General features: G+C 47.2%; 25 protein-coding genes, 1 tRNA gene and 1 riboswitch. Of the genes, 17 read left to right on the forward strand and 9 right to left on the reverse strand.

Going from position 1 to position 21,909, the window contains the following annotated elements; genetic code table 11:
- Window positions 1-15: 15 nt before the first annotated feature.
- Genes MHH25_RS07380 through MHH25_RS07395 form a run of 4 tightly spaced genes read right to left on the reverse strand, consistent with a single transcriptional unit; the run spans window position 16 to window position 3,169 of the window.
- Window positions 16-711, reverse strand: a complete 696-nt coding sequence (locus MHH25_RS07380; RefSeq protein ID WP_083669838.1) for an urease accessory UreF family protein — start codon at window positions 709-711, stop codon at window positions 16-18.
- A gap of 33 nt (window positions 712-744) precedes the next feature.
- Window positions 745-2,463 carry an urease subunit alpha gene (gene ureC / locus MHH25_RS07385; protein ID WP_076319110.1) on the reverse strand — a complete coding sequence of 573 codons (1,719 nt, stop codon included), beginning with the start codon at window positions 2,461-2,463 and terminating at the stop codon, window positions 745-747.
- Entirely contained in the window at window positions 2,460-2,849 is a 390-nt protein-coding gene (locus tag MHH25_RS07390) for an urease subunit beta (RefSeq protein WP_036610844.1), read from the reverse strand. Before MHH25_RS07390 ends, ureC begins: the two co-directional genes overlap by 4 nt.
- A 17-nt stretch (window positions 2,850-2,866) precedes the next feature.
- Entirely contained in the window at window positions 2,867-3,169 is a 303-nt protein-coding gene (locus MHH25_RS07395; RefSeq protein WP_076209470.1) for an urease subunit gamma, read from the reverse strand.
- A gap of 261 nt (window positions 3,170-3,430) precedes the next feature.
- Here MHH25_RS07395 and urtA point away from each other — a divergent pair, with 261 nt between their 5' ends.
- The 5 genes from urtA to urtE all read left to right on the forward strand — a co-directional run bounded on the left by urtA (window position 3,431) and on the right by urtE (window position 8,327).
- A complete protein-coding gene (gene urtA, locus MHH25_RS07400) occupies window positions 3,431-4,681 on the forward strand; it encodes an urea ABC transporter substrate-binding protein (RefSeq protein WP_340019631.1) in 1,251 nt (416 codons plus the stop codon).
- Between the two features lie 182 nt (window positions 4,682-4,863).
- Entirely contained in the window at window positions 4,864-5,769 is a 906-nt protein-coding gene (gene urtB, locus MHH25_RS07405) for an urea ABC transporter permease subunit UrtB (RefSeq protein WP_101314096.1), read from the forward strand.
- A gap of 21 nt (window positions 5,770-5,790) precedes the next feature.
- The gene (gene urtC, locus MHH25_RS07410) at window positions 5,791-6,882 is read left to right on the forward strand and encodes an urea ABC transporter permease subunit UrtC (protein WP_076319163.1); all 1,092 of its coding nucleotides are present in this window, start codon (window positions 5,791-5,793) and stop codon (window positions 6,880-6,882) included.
- On the forward strand, window positions 6,845-7,654 hold the full coding sequence (urtD, locus tag MHH25_RS07415) for an urea ABC transporter ATP-binding protein UrtD (RefSeq protein ID WP_222215986.1): 810 nt from the start codon (window positions 6,845-6,847) through the stop codon (window positions 7,652-7,654). Before urtC ends, urtD begins: the two co-directional genes overlap by 38 nt.
- Entirely contained in the window at window positions 7,632-8,327 is a 696-nt protein-coding gene (gene urtE, locus MHH25_RS07420; protein ID WP_076209466.1) for an urea ABC transporter ATP-binding subunit UrtE, read from the forward strand. Before urtD ends, urtE begins: the two co-directional genes overlap by 23 nt.
- A 30-nt stretch (window positions 8,328-8,357) precedes the next feature.
- On the opposite strand, the gene MHH25_RS07425 is transcribed toward urtE, so the two are convergent.
- From MHH25_RS07425 to MHH25_RS07435, 3 genes are all read right to left on the reverse strand, one after another.
- On the reverse strand, window positions 8,358-8,993 hold the full coding sequence (locus MHH25_RS07425) for a hypothetical protein (RefSeq protein WP_340019632.1): 636 nt from the start codon (window positions 8,991-8,993) through the stop codon (window positions 8,358-8,360).
- A gap of 27 nt (window positions 8,994-9,020) precedes the next feature.
- Complete coding sequence (locus tag MHH25_RS07430) at window positions 9,021-9,224, reverse strand: hypothetical protein (protein WP_017690011.1); 204 nt, start codon at window positions 9,222-9,224, stop codon at window positions 9,021-9,023.
- 266 nt (window positions 9,225-9,490) lie between these two features.
- On the reverse strand, window positions 9,491-10,192 hold the full coding sequence (locus tag MHH25_RS07435) for an urease accessory UreF family protein (protein ID WP_162158974.1): 702 nt from the start codon (window positions 10,190-10,192) through the stop codon (window positions 9,491-9,493).
- Window positions 10,193-10,636: 444 nt separating this feature from the next.
- On the opposite strand from MHH25_RS07435, the gene MHH25_RS07440 reads away from it, so the two are divergent.
- A tRNA-Leu gene (locus tag MHH25_RS07440) sits at window positions 10,637-10,719 on the forward strand.
- A 147-nt stretch (window positions 10,720-10,866) separates the two neighbouring features.
- Here MHH25_RS07440 and MHH25_RS07445 read toward each other — a convergent pair.
- Window positions 10,867-11,346 (reverse strand): glutathione peroxidase, encoded by a 480-nt coding sequence (locus MHH25_RS07445; protein ID WP_036610823.1) that lies wholly within the window; start codon window positions 11,344-11,346, stop codon window positions 10,867-10,869.
- A gap of 371 nt (window positions 11,347-11,717) precedes the next feature.
- Window positions 11,718-11,893, forward strand: a riboswitch (cyclic di-AMP (ydaO/yuaA leader).
- A 115-nt stretch (window positions 11,894-12,008) separates the two neighbouring features.
- On the opposite strand from MHH25_RS07445, the gene MHH25_RS07450 reads away from it, so the two are divergent.
- Both MHH25_RS07450 and MHH25_RS07455 read left to right on the forward strand, forming a co-directional pair.
- Entirely contained in the window at window positions 12,009-12,407 is a 399-nt protein-coding gene (locus MHH25_RS07450) for a hypothetical protein (protein WP_235193755.1), read from the forward strand.
- A 127-nt stretch (window positions 12,408-12,534) separates the two neighbouring features.
- The gene (locus MHH25_RS07455; protein ID WP_340019633.1) at window positions 12,535-13,218 is read left to right on the forward strand and encodes an HAD family hydrolase; all 684 of its coding nucleotides are present in this window, start codon (window positions 12,535-12,537) and stop codon (window positions 13,216-13,218) included.
- 105 nt (window positions 13,219-13,323) lie between these two features.
- Here MHH25_RS07455 and MHH25_RS07460 read toward each other — a convergent pair whose 3' ends face one another.
- Window positions 13,324-14,619: an Nramp family divalent metal transporter gene (locus MHH25_RS07460; RefSeq protein WP_036611122.1), complete on the reverse strand. Its 1,296-nt coding sequence runs from the start codon at window positions 14,617-14,619 to the stop codon at window positions 13,324-13,326.
- A gap of 400 nt (window positions 14,620-15,019) precedes the next feature.
- Between MHH25_RS07460 and MHH25_RS07465 the strand changes: the two genes are divergently transcribed.
- The 9 genes from MHH25_RS07465 to MHH25_RS07505 all read left to right on the forward strand — a co-directional run bounded on the left by MHH25_RS07465 (window position 15,020) and on the right by MHH25_RS07505 (window position 21,904).
- Entirely contained in the window at window positions 15,020-15,439 is a 420-nt protein-coding gene (locus tag MHH25_RS07465; RefSeq protein ID WP_036610819.1) for an organic hydroperoxide resistance protein, read from the forward strand.
- A 210-nt stretch (window positions 15,440-15,649) separates the two neighbouring features.
- Window positions 15,650-15,895: a zinc ribbon domain-containing protein gene (locus MHH25_RS07470; protein ID WP_036610816.1), complete on the forward strand. Its 246-nt coding sequence runs from the start codon at window positions 15,650-15,652 to the stop codon at window positions 15,893-15,895.
- Window positions 15,896-15,994: 99 nt separating this feature from the next.
- Complete coding sequence (locus tag MHH25_RS07475) at window positions 15,995-16,273, forward strand: hypothetical protein (RefSeq protein WP_036610814.1); 279 nt, start codon at window positions 15,995-15,997, stop codon at window positions 16,271-16,273.
- Between the two features lie 187 nt (window positions 16,274-16,460).
- Window positions 16,461-16,883 carry a thiol-disulfide oxidoreductase DCC family protein gene (locus tag MHH25_RS07480; protein ID WP_036610812.1) on the forward strand — a complete coding sequence of 141 codons (423 nt, stop codon included), beginning with the start codon at window positions 16,461-16,463 and terminating at the stop codon, window positions 16,881-16,883.
- A 99-nt stretch (window positions 16,884-16,982) separates the two neighbouring features.
- Window positions 16,983-17,846: a DUF6612 family protein gene (locus MHH25_RS07485; RefSeq protein ID WP_127544200.1), complete on the forward strand. Its 864-nt coding sequence runs from the start codon at window positions 16,983-16,985 to the stop codon at window positions 17,844-17,846.
- A 211-nt stretch (window positions 17,847-18,057) separates the two neighbouring features.
- A complete protein-coding gene (locus MHH25_RS07490) occupies window positions 18,058-18,441 on the forward strand; it encodes a VOC family protein (RefSeq protein ID WP_036610809.1) in 384 nt (127 codons plus the stop codon).
- A gap of 160 nt (window positions 18,442-18,601) precedes the next feature.
- On the forward strand, window positions 18,602-19,819 hold the full coding sequence (locus tag MHH25_RS07495; RefSeq protein WP_340019635.1) for a ParA family protein: 1,218 nt from the start codon (window positions 18,602-18,604) through the stop codon (window positions 19,817-19,819).
- The gene (locus MHH25_RS07500; protein WP_036669082.1) at window positions 19,816-21,120 is read left to right on the forward strand and encodes an ATPase, T2SS/T4P/T4SS family; all 1,305 of its coding nucleotides are present in this window, start codon (window positions 19,816-19,818) and stop codon (window positions 21,118-21,120) included. The genes MHH25_RS07495 and MHH25_RS07500 overlap by 4 nt, the downstream gene beginning before the upstream one ends.
- Window positions 21,121-21,160: 40 nt before the next feature.
- Window positions 21,161-21,904 carry a type II secretion system F family protein gene (locus tag MHH25_RS07505; RefSeq protein ID WP_340020467.1) on the forward strand — a complete coding sequence of 248 codons (744 nt, stop codon included), beginning with the start codon at window positions 21,161-21,163 and terminating at the stop codon, window positions 21,902-21,904.
- The last annotated feature ends 5 nt before the right edge of the window (window positions 21,905-21,909 follow it).

The raw sequence follows: 21,909 nt of genomic DNA on the forward strand, positions 1-21,909 counted from the left end.
ATATAAAAGTTGATGTTAAGACATAAACAGCCGCGCGGGTAAGGTCTCATGCCGCATGGCGTAGATTTCCTGGGCGATTCCGAAGCTGTGCATATCTTCCGGGTCATTGTCCCGCATGAGAGCCCATTCCGCTTCGATATCATCAAGCAGTTTCTGAATCAACATCTGCGCTTCCGTTTGTCCGATGGGCAGCAGGCGAAGTGCGCTGTTCACATAAGCGTTCACTGAGGTATACAGATGCCCGGTAACGGCTTCATCCAATTCAATCTCCAATTGATAGTTGATATAACCGTGAATGGTCGTGATGCCACAATACGCGCCGTATTCCCGTATAGCCTCATCGATCAGGGAAAAGTCCATCCATGGATAGAGTGAGCGGGCCAGCTTGAGCAGTCGCTTTCCCATTTTGTGGCCGCTTTCCCTGAGTTCCCGAGGGGAGCGCTGGGCGTGGACACGTTTGTCATACAGGGCAAGTAGAGCGGCATCTTGTTGTTTTATCGCCTGATAGACGCCTTTGATGGCAAGACCATCTAGTCGTACAAGACTGGAATGAAGCTGGCTGCGAATAAACTGTTCAAGCTGCGCGGTATTTTGCACGGTGCCATCATGCGTGTAAGCTTCCAGACCGAAGGAATGGGAGAAACCACCGATGGGCAGGGCTGAATCCAGCAGCTGAACATAACGGAGTAGCTTCGTGCCACTATTCATCATGAGTGCCCCCTTATCAGCTAATCCGTATTCCTATCAAAACATAAAGTACCGCTGTGCCATAGGCAACTCGTCTGCGGGTTCACAGGTGAGTAGCTCGCCGTCGGCGCGTACCTCGTAGGTTTCGGCATCGACTTCAATGACAGGGGTGACGTCGTTATGAATCATGTCTTTTTTGCTGACTGAGCGACAGCCTTTAACGGGTTCAACCCGCTTTTTCAGGCCCAATGACTCTTTGATCCCTGCTTCTGCTGCGGCTTGGGAGACAAAGGTGATCGATCCGCTGGCAATGGCGCTACCATAGGCTCCGAACATCGGTCTGCCAAATACCGGCTGAGGTGTCGGGATGGACGCATTGGGATCACCCATCTGGGCAAATGTGATCATGCCACCCTTAATGACAATCTCGGGTTTAACACCGAAGTAAGCCGGTTTCCATATGATTAGATCTGCCAGCTTGCCAACTTCCACCGAACCGACGAGATGACCGATTCCGTGAGCGATAGCTGGATTGATAGTGTACTTGGCGACATATCGCTTGATCCGATCGTTATCGGAGGGAGAATTCGGGTTGAGCTCAAGTTTGCCGCGCTGTTTTTTCATTTTGTCGGCTGTCTGCCAGGTGCGGATAATGACTTCGCCCACTCGGCCCATGGCTTGAGAATCGGAACTGATGATGCTGAACACGCCAAGATCATGCAAAATGTCTTCGGCTGCGATTGTTTCGGGACGAATCCGCGAATCCGCAAAAGCGACATCTTCCGGGATGGAAGGGTCCAGGTGATGACACACCATCAACATATCGAGATGCTCTTCTACAGTGTTGCGTGTGTACGGTCGTGTTGGGTTGGTTGATGAGGGGATAACGTAGGACTCCCCAGCGGCCCGGATAATATCCGGTGCGTGTCCGCCACCAGCGCCTTCCGTATGGTACGTGTGGATCGTCCGGCCGTTGATTGCAGCCAGGGTGTTTTCGAGAAATCCGGTTTCGTTCAATGTATCGGTATGGATAGCCACTTGAACATCATGTTCCCCGGCGGCAGTCAGACAAGCGTCGATAGCGCTCGGGGTAGTGCCCCAATCTTCATGTAGCTTCAGGCCGATTACCCCAGCTTCAATCTGTTCAATTAAAGGTGCGGTACTGGAACTGTTGCCTTTGCCAAGGTAACCGATGTTCATGGGAAAAGCTTCTGCGGACTCCAGCATCCGGTGGATGTGCCAGGCTCCTGGTGTGCAGGTGGTGGCTTTGGTTCCTGTTGCTGGTCCTGTTCCCCCGCCGATCATGGTCGTGACCCCGGAGGATAACGCAGTCTGAATCTGCTGTGGGCAGATGAAATGAATATGGGTATCAATGCCGCCAGCTGTTACAATCATGCCTTCACCGGCGATGATTTCGGTGGAAGCACCGATGACCAGTGCGGGATGAACACCATCCATTGTATCCGGGTTACCGGATTTGCCAATGGCGCAGATGTGACCATCTCGAATGCCGATATCCGCTTTTACAATGCCCCAATGATCGATAATGATAGCGTTAGTGATGACAGTATCAGGGGTGCCGTCGCTTCGCAGAGCAGTGGTAGACTGGCCCATCCCATCGCGGATAACCTTGCCGCCCCCAAACTTGCTCTCATCTCCATATACGGCATAATCATGTTCAATCTCTGCCCATAGTTCGGTATCCGCAAGTCTTACGGCATCGCCGGTTGTTGGTCCAAACATGGACGCGTATTGTTCACGGCTCATTCGTTTCATGAGGGTTCACCTCCATCTTGTATGGGAGGGGAGAACGTCTTCAGGAATGCCTCCAGTTTCACTGGATCGGGGGCTTGATCCGCAGAGCCTTCGGTTAATCCGTTGAACCCGTGAATCTGGCGTTTGCCGCCAAAGGTCGTGAGTTCAACAGGTTTCTCTTCACCAGGTTCGAAGCGAACTGCGGTGCCTGCCGGAATGTGCAGACGATGTCCAAAAGCTGACGTGCGATCAAAGTCCAGTGCTGCATTAACTTCATAGAAGTGAACGTGAGAGCCGACTTGGACGGGGCGGTCGCCGCGATTAAGGACAAGGAGTCGTAGGGTTAAACGATCCGGATGACAGATGATGTCGTCATCTGGCTTCAAACGGTATTCACCAGGAATCATGGTTTCTCCTGCCTTTCTCAGCGTATAGGTTCATGTACAGTAACCAGTTTTGTACCGTCAGGAAATGTGGCTTCTACCTGTACTTCAGGAATCATATCGGGAACACCATCCATACAGTCTTCGCGTGTCAGGATGGTGCCTCCGTATCTCATTAATTCGGCAACACTCATTCCATCCCGTGCTCGTTCCATCAGTTCGGAGGTCAACAAGGCGATGGCTTCGGGAACATTCAACTTAAGTCCGCGTGCTCTTCGTTCACGGGCGAGGTTAGCGGCCACGGTAATCAGGAGTTTTTCCTTTTCCTGCTCAGTCCAGTGCAAGGCAATCCGACCTTTCGCTTATAATGTCTGATATGTTCATGGATCATATTGTATGTTAAATATACTCACACAGGGTGAATCCTTTGTCAATAAGCTTCAAGGCATATTAGCAGTATGCATGAAACGAGTAGGCATGAAATAAAATTATGTAAGCTATATTGACATGAAGAGAGTAACCCTCCATAATTTGGATCAACGAACATTTCGGACGCAAATGACCTTAATGTTCGTCAATAGACTAAAAAAAGGGAGTGTAGGCTATTGAAGAAGAGGTCGGTCAAGTTATGGAGTATTTTGCTGGGTGCGGTCATTGTGATGACAGGATGTGTGGAGGGCACTGCGCCGCCTGAGGCTTCAGGTTCAGGTGGTACAGGAGAACCATCTGCATCCGGTGAACCGATTAAAGTTGGCATTCTTCACTCTCTCAGCGGAACGATGGCGATCAGTGAAGTATCTGTTAAAGATGCGGAGATGCTTGCCATTGAAGAGATTAACGCCGCTGGCGGAGTTTTGGGTAAACAGATCGAGCCTGTAATTGAGGATGGCGCTTCGGATTGGCCCACTTTTGCGGAGAAGGCTGGAAAGTTACTGCAACAGGATAAGGTCGCTGCTGTATTTGGTGGATGGACCTCTGCAAGTCGGAAGGCTATGCTCCCGGTGTTTGAACAGAATAAAGGTTTATTGTTTTACCCGGTGCAATATGAGGGATTGGAATCGTCGCCAAATATTTTTTATACAGGAGCAACAACCAATCAACAGATCGTTCCATCCGTAACCTGGTTACTGGAGAACAGGGGCAAGACGTTTTATCTGCTCGGTTCAGATTATGTATTCCCAAAAACGGCCAATCAGGTCATTAAGGCACAACTCGCAGCAGAAGGCGGCGAAGTAGTGGGTGAAGAATACACACCGCTGGGCCATACCGATTACAGTACCATCATTAGCAAAATCAAGGCTGCGAAGCCGGATATTGTATACAATACGCTGAACGGAGATAGCAATGTGGCCTTTTTCAAACAATTGAAGGATGCCGGAATCTCCTCGGATCAGATGACGACCCTCTCGGTAAGTGTGGCGGAGGAAGAAATCCGTGGTATTGGCGCAGACGTATTGAAGGGGCATCTGGCTTCGTGGAATTATTATCAGACAACGGATACACCTGAGAATGCAACATTTGTTGCCAAGTATAAAGAAAAATACGGTGCTGATCGAGTGACAGCTGATCCGATTGAAGCGGGATATGTGGCGGTTTATCTCTGGAAGGCGGCGGTGGAAAAAGCAGGATCAACCGACGTGGAGAAGGTGAAGGCAGCTGCCAAGGGTCTGGAGTTTGATGCCCCGGAAGGTAAGGTAACCGTGGATGGAGAGAATCAGCATATCTACAAAACCGTACGGATCGGTGAGGTGCAGGAGGATGGGCAGTTCAAGGAATTGTGGAATTCTGGTGAGCCTGTCAAGCCGGACCCTTATCTGAAAACGTATGAATGGGGAGCAACCCTCAGCGCTAAATAACATAGAAACCTCGCAATAAAACAGGCAACTCGCTTCAAAGCAGCCGAAACATAAACGAGGGTGTGACAACACATCCTCTTACCATATCGCGGTAAAGCGTTACTGTGATGTGAAAAATGTTACTGCCGCTAATTGAATTCATGTGAAATATCGAGAGTCACGGTATGGAGGAGGGGATAGCGATGGATATGTTTATCCTGCAGATGTTCAATGGTCTGAGTATCAGTTCAATTCTGTTGTTGATTGCATTGGGGCTTGCAGTAACGTTTGGGCTGATGAATGTCATCAATATGGCTCACGGTGAACTGATCATGATCGGTGCATATGCAACATATGTAACACAAAATCTGTTCATGTCCTATGCTCCAGCAACGTGGTTTGGTGCCTATTTTGTTGTGGCTCTGCCGATTGCGTTCATTGTAGCGGCTCTAATTGGCTGGTTGCTTGAAGTGGTTCTGATCAGGCATCTGTATGGCAGGCCGCTTGATAGTCTGCTTGCGACATGGGGTGTAGGCATGATGCTGCAACAACTGGCCCGTACCATATTCGGAGCACCCAATGTGGGAGTATCCAGTCCGGCTTGGCTCAATGGGGGATTGGCGATCTCGGATGGTATTGTATTTCCGTATAAACGAATTTTCATTATCGCACTGGTTGCGGTTGTGCTGCTGTGTATGTATCTCTATATCTATCGAACATCTTCCGGAAGACGAATGAGGGCTGTGATGCAGAATCGGAGCATGGCGGGGTGTCTTGGGATTTCTACCCGGCGGGTGGATGGCATGACCTTTGCGATTGGTTCGGGCATTGCCGGAATTGCTGGCTGTGCATTAACGCTCATTGGTCCGATTGGTCCTTCGCTTGGTACGTATTATATTGTGGATGCGTTCATGGTCGTTGTTCTGGGTGGGGTAGGGAAATTGGTTGGAACCGTGTGCGGAGCATTGGGGATTGGTATGTTCAACACGCTGTTCGAAACCTATACCTCGGCCTCCATTGGCAAGGTGCTTGTGTTTGTATGTATCGTTGCTTTCCTGCAATGGAAACCACGCGGATTGGTCGCGATGCGTACACGGAGTCTCGATTAACGTGAAAAAGGGGGTTAGTTCATGTCCGCTTTACTCAAGACTGGCAGTCTCAAAATGAGGATTATCTGGGCGGTTGTACTGATCATGATGTGTCTTGCTCCACTAATCTCCACGGAGTTTCGTCTGAGTCTGTTAGCCAAGTTTTTGGCGTTGGCAATCCTGGCCATTGGTCTCGATCTGATCTGGGGTTATGGGGGGGTGCTGAGTCTTGGGCATGGGGTGTTCTTTGGTCTGGGTGGATACGCGATGGCGATGTATCTGAAGCTTCAGGCTAGTGGAGCAACGCTCCCTGACTTCATGGGATGGAGTGGTCTCAGTGGTCTACCGTGGTTCTGGGAACCATTTCGCTCTTTCCCGGTGGCGCTGTTATTGGGGATAGCCCTTCCAGCATTGCTTGCCTTTGCTCTGGGGTGGTTTACGTTCCGCAACCGGATCACCGGTGTTTATTTTACCATCCTGACTCAAGCTTTGGTTCTTATTATGGTAACACTCTTTGTTGGTAAACAGGAATGGACGGGTGGGACAAATGGCATCACCGGATATAATTCGATCTTTGGTTTTACACTTCATTCCGCTGGAACGACGATTGCTCTCTACTATATAACGCTTGCTGTTCTGGTGATCGCGTATGTGCTCTGTCGTCGAATGGTGAACAGTCGGTTCGGCCAAGTGCTCGAAGCTGCGCGTGATGGAGAGAATCGGGTGCGATTCCTCGGATATGATCCGGCAGGATATAAAACGCTGGCTTTTGCTTTTTCCGGTGCGCTTGCAGGCATCGCGGGCATGTTGTTTGTTCTTCAGGTGGGTATTATCTCGCCATCGATGATGGGGATTGTACCCTCCATTGAGATGGTCCTGTGGGTTGCATTGGGTGGTCGCGGTACGCTTATTGGAGCGGTCATCGGAGCAGTGGTGCTGAATGCAGCCAAAACAGGCATAAGTGAGGCTTATCCCGAAGGGTGGCTGTTTGTCATTGGTGGGCTCTTTGTAACGGTAGTTTTGTTCATGCCAAACGGTATTGTAGGTGTATATCGTCATGTCGTTCGCTTGCTGAAGCGGAGAGGAGAGAGTGCGCATGTCCAAGTCACTCGGGAAAAACCTAAAGTCTACTGAGGAATCAGCGGTGTTGTTAGCCGAGGATATTACGGTGGCTTTTGGTGGGTTCGTTGCTGTCAAAGGCATGAATCTGAAGCTGCATGAACATGACCTGCATTTTCTGATCGGACCCAATGGTGCAGGGAAAACAACGATGCTGGATGTGATATGTGGCAAAACAAAACCCGTGTCCGGCTCGGTGAAGATGGCGGATGGCACAGAATTAACACGACTGAAGGAGCACCAGATTGTTCGCAAAGGTGTGGGACGAAAATTCCAGGCGCCATCGATCTTTGCAGGTCTGACGGTGCAGGAGAATCTGACGCTGGCGGCGGAGACTCGCCGTTCCCCTTTGCAAGCCATCGGTATTCGTCGATATGGGAAAATGAGTGCTGCCATGGAGCATGTTACCCTCCAGATTGGTCTGCAAGACCGCGTTGATGCTCGTGCAGGAGCGTTGTCGCATGGGGAGAAGCAGTGGCTGGAGATTGGCATGTTGCTTCTGCAGGAGCCACGGGTGTTGTTGCTGGACGAACCAGCCGCAGGCATGACGGATGAAGAAACACACAAGACCGGGCGACTTCTGCAAGAGATTGCGCGTGAGCGCTCGGTTGTGGTGGTGGAGCATGATATGGAGTTTGTGCGAGAGTTCGCAGCCAAGGTAACGGTGATGCATGAAGGGAAACTGCTGAAGGAAGGTACGATGGCGGAGGTACAGGCAGACCCGAAAGTGGCAGAAGTGTATTTGGGCAAAAGGAGGGATGAACATGCTGTCGCTGCAACGAATTGAATCCGGCTACGGGGAAAGTAATGTGCTTCGTGGTGTGAACCTGGATGTACAGCCTGGACAGGTGGTGTGTCTGATGGGCCGTAACGGTGTAGGGAAAACAACGTTGATGAAAACATTAATGGGGCTGCTCAAAACACGCAAGGGCAGTATTCAGTGGCAAAATCAGGAGTTATCCACCTTGGACACAGCCAAGCGGGCAAGGGCAGGGATTGGTTATGTACCGCAGGGGCGGGAGATTTTCCCGCAGCTTACGGTGAAAGAAAACTTATTGCTCGGTCTGGAGACAAGTGCACCGGGAGTAAAAACGTTCCCGGAGGATGTACTGGCGATGTTCCCAGTGCTTGCTACGATGTATGGACGGCAGGGCGGGGATCTGAGTGGTGGACAGCAGCAGCAGTTGGCATTCGCCCGGGCATTGGCTTCGCGTCCAGGGTTGTTGCTACTGGATGAGCCGACAGAAGGCATCCAGCCTTCTATCGTGGAGGACATTCGGCAGGTAATTTTGCAGCTCAAGGCAAAGGGGAACCTCTCGGTTTTGTTGGTAGAGCAGAGTATTGATTTTGTGCGAAGTGCCGCAGATTACATTTATATCATGGACAAAGGAACCATAACCCTGCATGGGACACCGCAAGAGCTGGATATGTCGCAGTTTGAACATCATCTCTCCGTATAGTTGTAGTTAGTCGGCGAGTGGAGAAAGGTTTCAGGAACGCTTGTCCAGGATATTCGAGTATTTCGGATATAACCGCCGGATGCATTCCGGACAGATGTCATGGGTGAATTCGGCGTGGGTATGCTTCTCTAGATAACTCTCAACGGAGTTCCAGTGTTCCTCTTCGTCCTTGATTTGTTTGCAGACGGCGCAAATAGGCAGCAGTCCGCGCAATGTGCGCACTTCAGACAATGCCTTCTTCAATTGGTGTTCTGTCTTTCTTTGTTCGGTAATATCCATGTGTGCAATTAAAGCGAGATCGGTATCCAGAATTGAATTTGCATAAGATAGAGGGGTGAGTTCTACACGAAACCACCTCTTTTCGTTGTATACAGTATACACGCAGATGTCATATGTATGATTTCGATTAAAGGGTATTCCGCGTTCTTTCAAATTCTGTGCGACAAGTGCCATGTTAGCGTTCTTGCTTCGTTTTGCCCAGGCTTCCGTCAGATGCAGGTAATGTCTATGACTACTGTGTATATCCGGGTTTGGTGAGCATTGACCAAGTCCCTGTTGCCAGGCACGGTTACAACTTTGGATAATCCAATTGTCATCAACGATGATGAGCTGGTGACGTATGGACTGGAACGACAGCCTCTCCAGATCGGATGTAACATGTCTCATGGATGAGACCCTCCTTTGGCAGAAATCTTATCTCAGTTCATCTGGAATATCCAAAATATCAGCGACCAGGTGCCTGAATCGGGTTGCTTTGCGTGTGCCGTGAATGAGATTGGATAAACGATAGGGTGGGATGCCATGCTGTTCACAAAAGGTCTTCTGGTCCACTTGAAGTTCGGTTAGCCGTCGTTTGATGGCCCATCCGAACGGAGTAACTGGTTTTTTCTTGTTCAAAAGGGTTCACCCCTGGTTAGAATGTAGTATTCAGCCGCCCTTTCTTCATGTAGAATATATAGAAATGCGAGCTGTATGTTTTATTATATACGTAAATTCGTCATCTAACAATTAAAAAAGACGGAAAAAAGTGTATTTTGTGATTATAAATGGCGTAAATACGTAAATAAAACAAATAAAATGACAAAAAACACGTCGGCAAGGAGGTTGCCGCGTGTTTTTTAGTTTTTTTGAATGAAGGGGAGCAGGCATGAGGAGGAAGAGGATTAGGCCCTGTAGGCATGAAGTCCAGCTCCGAGCATATGGAAACTGGGGAAAAACGATTTCATGGACATCGAGGTTGGCTGTGCCAGTCCATCCGCAGCCGAGGCGCTGACGGTCTTCCATTCATTCTCCAGATCTGTGGCCAGGCGGACCATCAGATCCTTGGTTGTATCGTTGTTCAGGGGAATGACTTTGGAGGCTTCGGTTATGCAGGCATTCATGGCTGAATGCAGGTAACCAAGGACCGCCTCTTCGACCGGGATGTCGAGGTGGTGGTTAATCCAGGCATGAACAGTGGAGAGGCAGCCAACCGAATCGTATTTGGCAAAGATCTGTTCGAGCTGGCTGAATTCAATCCAGGGGTGCAGAGCGCGTGCGAGTCTGATCAATCGTTTACCCATGGCGGCAGCTTGTTCTCTGAGATCTCCAGGGGTTCGCTGAACATGGACGAGCTTGTCGATTAGAGCTATCCGCCATGTATCCTTGTGATCTGCTGCGGTATAGATGCCTTTGATGGCCATACCTTCAAGACGAACGATGCTCGGATGCAACTGACAACGCATGAATGATTCGAGATCTTCAGCATTACGAATGGTACCCTCCCTGATATGGATATCCATGCCGAAGGAATGGGTGAACCCTCCAACCTGAATAGAGGAATCAAGCAGTTTGACATAATCGAGCAGCTTATTCCCACGGTTCACAATCATTCGCCTCCTGTGTTCGTTAAACGTCACTTAAAGTAACATTTATGTTCCTTTTTGTTTGCTTTGTGTTTAGAAATCCGAATTATATGATAGTTATCATCCCATGAATGTCCGCTTTTTGTCAATAGTATCCGTGAAATTTAATGGATTAAATCTGGGATTTAATATTTGTGTTATTTTATATAACTTATTGTGTTATTTATTTTGCGAAGTGCAGGGAGGACTATATATAAGGAAGGACTATATATAAATGAACCAACAAGATCGGCTCTTACCTAAAGAGAGGGGATCAAATCTAATCATATGCAGTTCATGGGTAAAGATGACGAGATTATGCGATTTTTGATGAAAATGCCTAGCTGAAAAAGAAGTATTAAAAAATACTTTACTTTTAGTTCTGAACCCGGTATAATCAATTCTGTTGCCGATTATTTACGACATGCGGTCGTGGTGGAATGGCAGACACGCTATCTTGAGGGGGTAGTGGGCGTATGCCCGTGGAGGTTCGAGTCCTCTCGACCGCATCATATGAACGATTAAAAAGAAGCTTTCTATTAATGGGAAGCTTCTTTTTTTTGTCTTTTTCGAACAGTATGACATCTGGGTTGAAAAAAGGCCATCCATTACCGGAGGAATGTTGCTCTACCTTCCGGCTACGGGTGGCCTGTGTATTATTTTTGCAGCAAATTCTTGATATCTTCTTCAATCTTGTCCGGTGTTGTTTTGGGAGCATAACGTTTAATGACCTGTCCGTTCTGATCCACGAGGAATTTGGTGAAATTCCATTTGATTGCTTTGGAGCCGAGCAGGCCAGGAGCTTCTGTGCTAAGGTGTTGGAAAAGAGGGTGAGCGCTTGAGCCGTTCACATCAATTTTCTCAAACATGGGGAAACTCACGCCATAATTCATCTGACAGAACTCGGCAATATCGTCGGAAGATCCTTTTTCCTGTGCAAACTGGTTGCTTGGGAAACCAAGCACTTCAAATGGAGCATCTTGAAACTTGTCTTGCAATTCTTGCAGACCTTTGAATTGAGGGGTAAGGCCGCATGAGCTTGCCGTATTCACAATCAGGAGCACTTTGTCACGGTAGTCGGACATTTCAACTTCTTGACCGCGAAGGGTATTCACTTTGTAATCGTAGACTGTCATCTAAATCGCCTCCATTTATTTACTCTTATATCTTCTATTATATTGGTTACAATTAAATATTGCAAAACTAATATGGTGTTAAAAGAATCAAAACAGGCAAGTTGTGCAGAATACGTGAATGAATTGCGAAGTGATTTACGCCAGAGTGAGAATTAGATAGCCTTGAAGAGATGGATAGAGTATAACCTTATTGTAAGCGTTATTATGAACGAGTATTGGCAAAAATCTGCCGATTCGGTGATCTGTAAGGACTTTACACCGTCATGGCGGGGGTGTATGATTCATAACGTAATTTCAATTTAAACTAAATTGTACTTGAAAAACGAAACAAACGATAATATCGCTCGATCTTACCTTAAGATATACGAACGATGTTTTAATCGCTGAGTTTCCATTCATTAATGAATGGGAAACGGGGGAACCAACGGAATGCGCTGTCCAGGACAGTGGGCATTCATGGGGTGAATTTTCCGGTGACAGCCGGAAATAGGGCGACTCTCGCGCCCGAATCCGTCAGCTAACCTCGTAAGCGTTAAAGGGAGAGGCAACAAGCCGTACGCTGGTTCATGGTGTTTTCGCCATGGGTTATTTAAGAAGCGTTCGGGAGGCCTTGGTCCCCCACGCTTCTTTTTTGTTGTCTTTTCACGCCAAGGGAGGAACGAATGATGGATACTGAGATGATCTTAGTGACTGCTCCAAATGAAGCAGGACGCAAATTTATCAAATTGCTGATGTACAAAAAAATGCCGTTTGCCGTTCTAACCAACAGTGCAGGGGAAGAGCGCAGACTCCGTAGAATCGGAGTAGAACATGTTATTCGCATGAATACGGCTGCAGCTCAAAAATGGTTTTTGCCGCAGGGCAGCGTAGGCAACGTGTTTATTTTCGAGAACAGCCTGAATCTGACCTGTCGTTATTTACAGATCTGCCGTTCATGGACATCGAAATCCCTGTGCGTCATTACGGAGCAGAGTCATCCTAAGGGCATCTATCGGGGCATGGGCGCAGACCGGATTGTATATTCGCTCAATGGGGAAGTTGGCTTTCTCCTCAATGGTTAATGCCATAGCTTCTGATTGCTCAGGTGTAAGGTGCCTGTTATAATTGAATGTATCGATAAACGGAAGTTTGAGGAGACTCATGCATGATGGTGAGTCTTCTTTTTTATGCTTACAAGGAGGAATTGGCATGCCGGATGTAGGTGGATTGAAATGGTTGTTTTTTGATGTTGGAGATACACTGGTGGATGAATGGGAGCCGGTTGATGATATTATCGGACAGTTTGTCCGTGAAGCTTGTGCTTTGGGGTATCCGGTGACAATTGAGGCGGTACGCGAACTGTTCGCGAGCTGTTACCGAAAATATGAGGAATGGCCTATGAGAGTGGCAATTCGCACATTCGTTGAAGACGAGGGACACCAGAAACAGATTCAGGACAAGCTGAAGTTTCAAAAAGATCTTGAACGTCCTTTTCCTTCAGCGGATTCCGTTCTTCAGCAATTGTCACGGTATTATCGTATTGGCATTATAGCCAATCAGAGTCCTGGAACGGAAGAGAGACTGGAAAGCTATGGCTTGCGGAAGTATGTTGATGTTCTGGCATGTTCGGCTGAAGAAGGAGTGTCCAAGCCAGACCCTGAGTTATACGCTGTGGCCTTGAAGCAGGCCGGTTGTGAACCGGAGGAAGCCGTCATGATCGGCGATCGGATCGATAACGACATTATACCTGCTCGGAAGCTGGGCATGCGTACGATTCGAATTATGCAGGGTTACGGAAGATTCCAGCCAGAGCTATCGGATGACAAACGTGCGGATTGGACTGTTGATTCATTGGATCAACTCCTGCCGTTACTGATGCCAAATCAGGATTAGATTCAGATGGTTGTTTATTGGATTGCAACAATAAAGGCTGATCAACTTGGGTATAGCATACCGGAGTTGATCAGCCTTTTTAGTATTTAGCCAATTAAAATGAGATTAGAACAACCGGATCGTCTGAATGATCAGATATACATTCAGCACAACGATAATCGCGGCAATGACCCATGAGATGATTTTGAGCCACAATTTGTTGGCGAATGCACCCATGCTTTTTTTATCACTTGTGAACATCACCAGGGGAATTACAGCAAAGGGCAATTGAAGCGACAGCACGACCTGGCTCAAAATGAGCAGTTCTTCTGTGCCATGTTCTCCTGCAATGGCTGTCACAATTACCGCCGGGATGATGGCGATCAGACGTGTGACCAGTCTGCGCAGCCATGCTGGAATTCGAATATTCAGGAAACCTTCCATAACGATCTGCCCAGCGAGTGTACCTGTAAGGGTAGAGTTCTGACCTGATGCTAACAGCGCCACACCGAACAGAATACTTGCAACCGTAGTACCCAATAGAGGTGTCAGCAGATGATAGGCATCAGCGATCTCAGCAACCTGCGTCATACCAGCACTGTGGAATACAGCAGCAGATACAATCAGGATGGCCGCATTGATGAACAGGGCCAGTGTCAACGCGATTGTAGAATCCATGGTCGAGTACCGAATGGCTTCTTTTTTACCCTGTGGTGTCTGTTCGATCTGACGGGTTTGCACAATGGAAGAATGCAGGTACAGATTATGCGGCATCACGGTTGCTCCGATAATACCAATGGCAATATAGAGCATGGCCGGGTTTTGCAGAATCTCAACATTTGGTACAAAACCATGGAGAACACCGCCCATATCCGGTTTTGCCAGAAACAGATCAATCCCGAAGCAGAGGGCGATGGTTGCCATCAGCACAATGACGAGAGTTTCCAAAGCGCGGAAGCCTTTGTTTTGCAGAACAAGAATCAGGAGTACATCAACTGCGGTGATGATAACGCCGTATAACATGGGGATGTTAAATAACAGTTTTAATGCGATGGCAGAACCAATGACTTCAGCCAGATCAGTAGCTGCAATGGCAAGCTCACACAGAATCCATAACATCATAACAACAGGCATGCTGAATCGTTCACGACAGGCTTGAGCCAGATCCCGTCCAGTGACGATACCGAGCTTGCCAGCCAGCGACTGAAGGACAACGGCCATCAGGTTCGATAACAGGATAACGGATAACAAGGTATACCCGAACTGCGAGCCGCCTGCGATATCTGTTGCCCAGTTCCCCGGGTCCATGTAACCTACGGCAACAAGGTATCCTGGGCCTACAAAGGCGAGGAATTTCTTCCACCATGCAGCATTCTGCGGAACTTTCATGGAACTATGTGCTTCTCCAAGGGAAGGGGTCATGCCCGCAGTAGACAATGATTCTCTTGAAGGAGCGTTGAACGGATTTTTTTTACTCATACGATAATCACCTGACTTTGAATTATTGATTTGGAGATATTGATGCGGTACAAACCACTCACGATATATCTAAATTTTTATGTTTATTGTTACATTGTACTCCTTCAATTATTTTTGTCTAGTGCAACTTTTATGTATCAGCACAAAATTTCGGTTGTAGCTTGAATATGCCCCTTCGTATATTACCCAACCTTAGGGAAAATACAGCCATGGCATTGAAATGCATGAAAATAATAAAGTTGTAAAAGCTGATAAAGATACAAAATTGCGTTTCAAAATGAGCCAGAAGTTTAAATTGAAAGGAAGGCAGTAAAAAACTATATGGATAAGGGAGAGATTCTGAATGGAAGCTTTATATACAGCAGTAGCGACAGTTAAAGGTGGACGTACAGGTTCGGTGACTTCTTCGGATGGCGTGCTTAAGCATGATCTGAAAATGCCAAAAGAGCTTGGTGGCTCCGGTGGTGAAGGTACTAACCCTGAGCAACTTTTTGCCGCTGGATATGGAGCATGTTATGAAAGTGCCCTTGCCAATGTAGCACGCAAAGCAGGTGTGAAATTGGAGGATGTGGTCGTTACAAGTAACGTATCCATTGGTAAAGACCCTGCGGATGACGGTTTTCAGCTGTCTGTTCGTCTGGACGTTAGCATGCCTGGTGTAGATCACAGTCAAGCAGAGGAACTGGCCCGCAAGGCGCATGATTTCTGTCCATATTCCAAAGCAACACGCGGCAACATTGATGTTGTATTAAACGTAGTTTAAGATTTGACTCCTGGTAAGTAAAGGGAACATATAGAGCAGGTTATCCCAGATACCTGATGTTCGACTACAAAGCCCTGCTGGCAATCGGCAGGGTTTTGTGTTGATTATCATATAAGGACATGATGCAGGAGATTAGATGCCAGATCGCGTACTATTTTACATAATTGCACTCTCACTTCATGCTACACATTCCATAAAGGGGGAACGAAGATGAGTATTGAAGAGATGATCGAGCGGCGATTTGTGTGTACAAAATGCAGGGGCACGGATTGTAACATTAAGGAAGTTTCCATGTCAGGAGCAGGCCTGAGCAAGATGTTTGATATACAGCATAATCACTACTTGTTCGTGGCTTGTGCTTCCTGCGGGTATGTTGAAGTATTTGATCCGGATGTCTTGAAAGGGAAAAAACAGGGGCAGGTAGGGACGATTCTGGATATTTTGTTTGGCGGGTAGACATGCGCGAGTTGACATTGATCTGAATTTTCTTTAATATAACTTAGTACTGAGTAGTGTCATTGCATGAACCAAATTTGAATTAAACAGGTGATATCCATGTCTTATAGACCGCGTATTGCAGATTTAGAATTAGCTTATGGTAACAAGGAAGACGGATTGTATGAATTCAAAATGAATTTGGTAGACGGTACAAAATGCCGTGTATTCTACACCCGTTCCCCGGAATGGAAGATGACCAATATCAGCCGTCTGCAGAAAACCCCTTGTCCAGTATGTCGCAAAGATTTCATTTGCAAATGTATGGACCAGTGGGCAAGTGACCTGCATCAACAGATGATCGATGACCAATGGATGGAAAAGGCAGTTACGGAGTAATTGTCGGACAGATACGAGCGTGGGCACAATGCCTGCGCTCTTTTTCTTTTATTTCCCATTAATGCGTGTTCAAAAAGAGCGGTGTTCATTCTTTTTGAACTACCTCTAGAAATAAATTTAGAATTAGTGAACAAGATGGCCCAGATTGGGTAAGTTACTCTAACCGCAACAATAGGAGGCAGCCAATATGACAGCAAATCAAACAGATGTGCATCAGGGACATCCGATCGTACTGGTGGATGGTGTCTGTCACTTCTGCCAGGGCTTAACCAAATGGATTATCAAGCGTGACCCGGAAGGAAAATATCATTTTGCATCGCTTCAATCGGATGTAGCCAAGGAACTGCTGGCGAAGGGAAATTTGTCGACAGACAGTATGGACACCTTTGTTCTGATTGAAAATGGAAAATACTATACACGTTCAACCGCCGCACTGCGATTGGCTAAGGGTCTAAAGTTTCCTTATCCGTTGTTATATGTGTTCATCATCATACCTAAATTTATTCGTAATGCAGTCTATAACTGGGTTGCTCGCAACCGTTATCGCTGGTTTGGCAAGGATGAAGCGTGTATGTTGCCTACACCGGAGATCAAAGATCGATTTCTGTGAAAAAGTCTCGTGCGACACATTGTATCCAAATTTGATGATTAATAGCGGAAATAATTGGGTAATGACTACAGATCATATCTATTTTGGGAGGAAAACAACTTGAAGAAGTGGACTACATTAATTATCGGGGCATTATTAGCAGTAAGCTTGGCAGCATGCGGAAACGACACAGACAACACGGCAACGCCGCCAGCGACCAACAATGAAACATCTAATGAGGGTAATACACCTGCGGAGCAGGAAACAAAGATCCCTACCCTGGATGAGTTGATTACCAAAACGAATGCAGCAACCAAAGAAATGAAAAGCTTCACAACTGAAGCAAACATTGATCAGAATCTGAAACTGGATGCTGGTGAACAGTCACAGGATCAACAGGTTAAAACATCGCTCAAAATGGATATCATCAAAGATCCAATGATGATCTACCAAGAGATGAAAATGGAAATGTCTGGGCAGGAAGCGCAGAATGTAAAACAATACATCACTTCAGATACGATCTATTCACAAGTGGGAGAACAATGGGTTAAAATTCCTGAAGCTCAAACCAAAGAATTGGTGGAGCAGATGAAAGCAAGCATGAATCCAGAAGGTGAATTGGATCAGTTCAAAAAGATTGAGGAAGACACCGAAGTTACAGAAGATGGCGACAATTATGTCATTAACGCTGATGTATCCGGTGATAACGTAAAGGAACTGGCCAAAGCCGTGATGGAGCAAAACGGATCGAATGCCCAGACCCAAGCGATGCTTGAACAAATGAATATTACAAGCATGAAGATGAAATATATGATTAACAAGGAAACCTATCTGCCTGCAGGTACGGATGTAAACATGGTCATGGAGATGGAACAGAATGGACAGAAAATGACGATGGACATGAAGATGAACAGCACATTTTCTAACCACGATCAAGTGGAAGAGATCAAGATTCCACAAGAAGCATTGGATAGCGCAAAATAATTTGGTTATGCCAAATGTGCTGAAGATGATTTAAAGCGGTAAGCGAGCATCCTTGTATGCCCGTTTGCAGGGCACCTCTGAACTAGATCTGTGTGAGCCGAGAGGTTTACCGGATTAGAATCAGGGGTGTTTTTCTGTTTAGCGGAGATTATGGTCAGGGTTCAAGGTGTTATAGTATAGTCATATTGAAGTAGAGAGGGGGATATAAAAGATGATTGAATATGCACACATCCACCATGTTAGTCTGGCTGTACGTGATCTGGAAATCGCGAAGAAGTTCTACTCGGGGTTACTGGGCATGCAGGAGATTGAACGTCCAGCCTTCCGCTCCACGGGTACATGGTACGCTATCGGCAGCCAGCAGCTTCATCTGCTTCAGCACCCAGAGGGTCACACGTTACGTGAGGCTGGGATTGATACTACAGACGGTCACTTTGCGATCTGGGTCACCAGTTATTCAGAGACTATAGCCTGGCTGGAGCAGCAGGGAATTGAGTATGAAGCGAGACCTGACAGTGTAGCTGGATTCGCGCAGATTTTTGTACTTGATCCGGACCGTAACATTATTGAGTTCGATTCACCGTACAACTCTTAAGGAAAAAGGGTTAGAATAAATCCCTTGCTCCCCCAGAAATTGTATGCTATATTATCCATACATTCATAGCACGTGACGGAAGCACCGTCCATATACTGCATATTCATGCGGTTATTGGACGGTGCTTTTTTGTGCTTTTTGACAGGGAGGGAAGGAGAAATTGATTGTACTGAAGGTTGTTCTGGTTTCAAAGGATAGAGATTACATTAGCGCCTGGCTTGATTATGTACAGGGAAATTCATCTGGTCTTCATGTGCGTTTCACGGCATTCTCCCAAGAGGATTCGTTCAGGGATCACATGAAAGAGCAAGAAGGTCGGGAATTACCGGATCTGGTTATTGCGGAACCGGAGTTTCTGAATGACTGGCTGAATAACGGGGGAGAAGTATCAGGTGTACCTTGGCTAATGCTTAGTGAAGGGATGGAGGAGGTGGATGAGGCCAAGCGGCTGATGAAATATCAACCCTTGCCTGCTTTGCTGGATGCTGTGATGCATGCTTGCCGGCAGCCACGCCGTAAGAAGGTTCACCATCCAGGGCAAGAGACTCTCTCCATCGGTGTAGTATCCGCTTCTGGTGGAAGTGGCAAAACGGCAGTGGCCTTGCATATGGCGAAGCAATTGGGACTTGCAGGATATGCTGTTCTTTATCTGAATCTGGAGACGCTGGACAGTACGCTCCCGTTTCTGGAAAAGGGACTAACTAGAAGTGGGCAGCGTCACCCGGATGCGGAGACGGGATTGTCCCGCCTGTTATACGATCTGAAGGTGGGCAGGAAGGAATCCGGCAAGCAGTTACAGGTACAATCGAAGGGCGTAGATGGATATGTGGTCCGGCATGAAGCGTTGAAATCCGATGTGTTCTGGCCATTATCGAATCGGAAAGAACTGTTGCAAATGACTCGTGAGGATACGTCGAATCTGCTTCGTTATTTAACGGATTGTGGACAGTATGACGTGTTGATTCTGGATGGGGATTCCGGTTGGGATGGGCGCAGTGAAGGGGTGCTGGATGCAGCAGATGCATTTGTCTGGTTGGTTGAGGATGATATATCTGCCATGCATCGATGGGGACAATGGTTACAGCATGCTGAGCGTACGAAGCCAGATCTATACGAAAGTATGTTGGATCGTTCACGCTTTGTGGTTAACAAATATCGGGACAATGTCGTCAATGCACTTCCACGCCCTGATCTGCATCTGGATGCAGTGTTACCCTATATCCCTTCTTGGAAGCAACTCAGTCAGGAGGAAGTCATGCTTAGTTCTCCGATCTTCCAACGTGAAGTGAAGAGATTATGTGCCATGCTGGTACAAGATGGCGAAGAAGAATTGAAGCAGACGGGACGAATTCAGAAGCAGGATCGGTGGGTGTTATGACGGATTCATCCAATAGAATACTGGATCGTGAAGAACAGTTTCAGATGATGCGAAGGGAAGTCAGGGCTGGCCTCGATCTAACCTCTTCCGCAGGAGATGATGAACTGTGGCAGGGAATAGAACGCAAAGTTCTTACTGACCCGAAGCTGGATGATCTGACCTCAGGAGAGCGTCACACGCTGGTACAGCGATTGTTTGACTCCTTTCGTGGATTGGATATTTTGCAGCCACTTGTGGATCATCCCGATATTACGGAAATTATGATCAATAGTCACAAGGAGATTTTTGTGGAGCAGGAAGGTGAAGTCAGCCAGATCACCCTTGAATTTGAGTCAAGGGAACGGCTCGAGGATATCATCCAGATGATTGTGTCCGGGGTAAACCGGATTGTGAATGAGTCTTCTCCAATCGTAGATGCCCGTTTAAAGGATGGTTCGCGGGTCAATATCGTGTTGCCTCCTATTGCCTTGAAAGGCCCCACGATGACGATTCGTAAATTTCCCAGTGAACCGATGAAGATGTCCGATCTGATTGAAAAGGGAGCCCTGCATGAAGAAGCGGCAGAATTATTGCAGCAGTTGGTAAGGAGCAAATACAACATCTTCATTGGAGGCGGGACCGGATCGGGAAAAACGACCTTTCTGAATGCATTATCCCAGTTTATCCCTGCCGATGAACGGATTATTACCATTGAGGATTCGGCTGAGCTACAGATAGTTACGGTACCAAATCTGGTATCACTGGAAACGCGGAATGCAAACACCGAAGGCAAGGGACAGATATCTATTCGGGATCTGATCAAATCTTCCTTACGGATGCGTCCGAACCGGATTGTGATTGGGGAAGTCAGGGGCGCAGAAGCGCTGGATATGTTACAGGCCATGAACACTGGCCATGATGGATCTTTGTCTACAGGGCACGCGAATACCATCTCGGACATGATTAGCAGACTCGAAACGATGGTGCTTAGCGGTGCGGATCTTCCTATTGCGGTTGTAAGGCAGCAGATTAGTTCGGCGATCGATATTTTTGTACATCTGTCCCGGCTACGAGATCGTTCACGGCGGGTGACAGAGATTAGTGAAGTGATTGGCATGCAGGACGGTGAGGTTATGCTGAATCCACTGTTTCGTTTCCAGGAACAAGAAGAGCGTGAAGGCAAAATTATTGGCGGGTTAGTGCAAGTTGGAAAGTTGAATCAGGTGGATAAAATTCAGATGGCTGGGCTCGGGGAATGGCTGGATGAATACATAGAACAATATAGTGTTGAATTAGATTCATCAGATAACAACGTGAATTAAAGCCATTGGAAGGTGATTACTGTTGGGTGAAGCCAGACAGATGTTGACGGATTACACCGTATATACGCTTTCCCGGAGACAACGAATGGTCTGTATGCTGATTAGTGGTCAGCTGTTTTTTGGCATCGGAATTCTGTTCTACCATCACTGGTTGGCTGGAGCGATCCTGGCTGCGGGTTGCATATGGGTACCAAAACATTGGACTAAAGTGCTGTTGGAACGAAAAAGAATGACACTCAGTTTACATTTTAAGCAAGCATTATATGCATTATCTTCGGCACTTGCCGCAGGAAAATCGGTGGAAAATGGGTTCAAGGAATCCGTAGAGGATCTGCGGATGTTGAACCCGGAAGCGGATACCGATCTGATTCGTGAGTTCACGATATTGCGGACACGGATGGAGTATGGACAACCAATTGAAGAGGCACTACAGGATTTTTCGGATCGGGCGCAGATTGAAGATATTACGAACTTTGCAGATGTGTTCATTACGTGCAAACGAACTGGCGGGGATCTGGTTGAGGTTGTGCGTCGTACCTCTGCGGTGATTGGTGAGAAGCTGGACATTCAGCAGGATATTATGGTCGCGGTATCGCAGAAAAAGTTCGAATCAAAGGTGATGTTTGCCGCTCCATTTATTTTTCTGATATTCCTCAATCTGACCGCCAAGGACTTTATGGAGCCGTTATATAGCGGGATGGGGTACCTCATCTCTAGTGGAGCATTGGTAGTACTCGCCTGCTGTTATCTGTGGATTAATCGCATTATGGATATCAAAGTATAAGGAGC

The sequence above is a fragment of the Paenibacillus sp. FSL H3-0457 genome (assembly GCF_037981725.1).
Classification (GTDB): Bacteria; Bacillota; Bacilli; order Paenibacillales; family Paenibacillaceae; genus Paenibacillus; species Paenibacillus amylolyticus.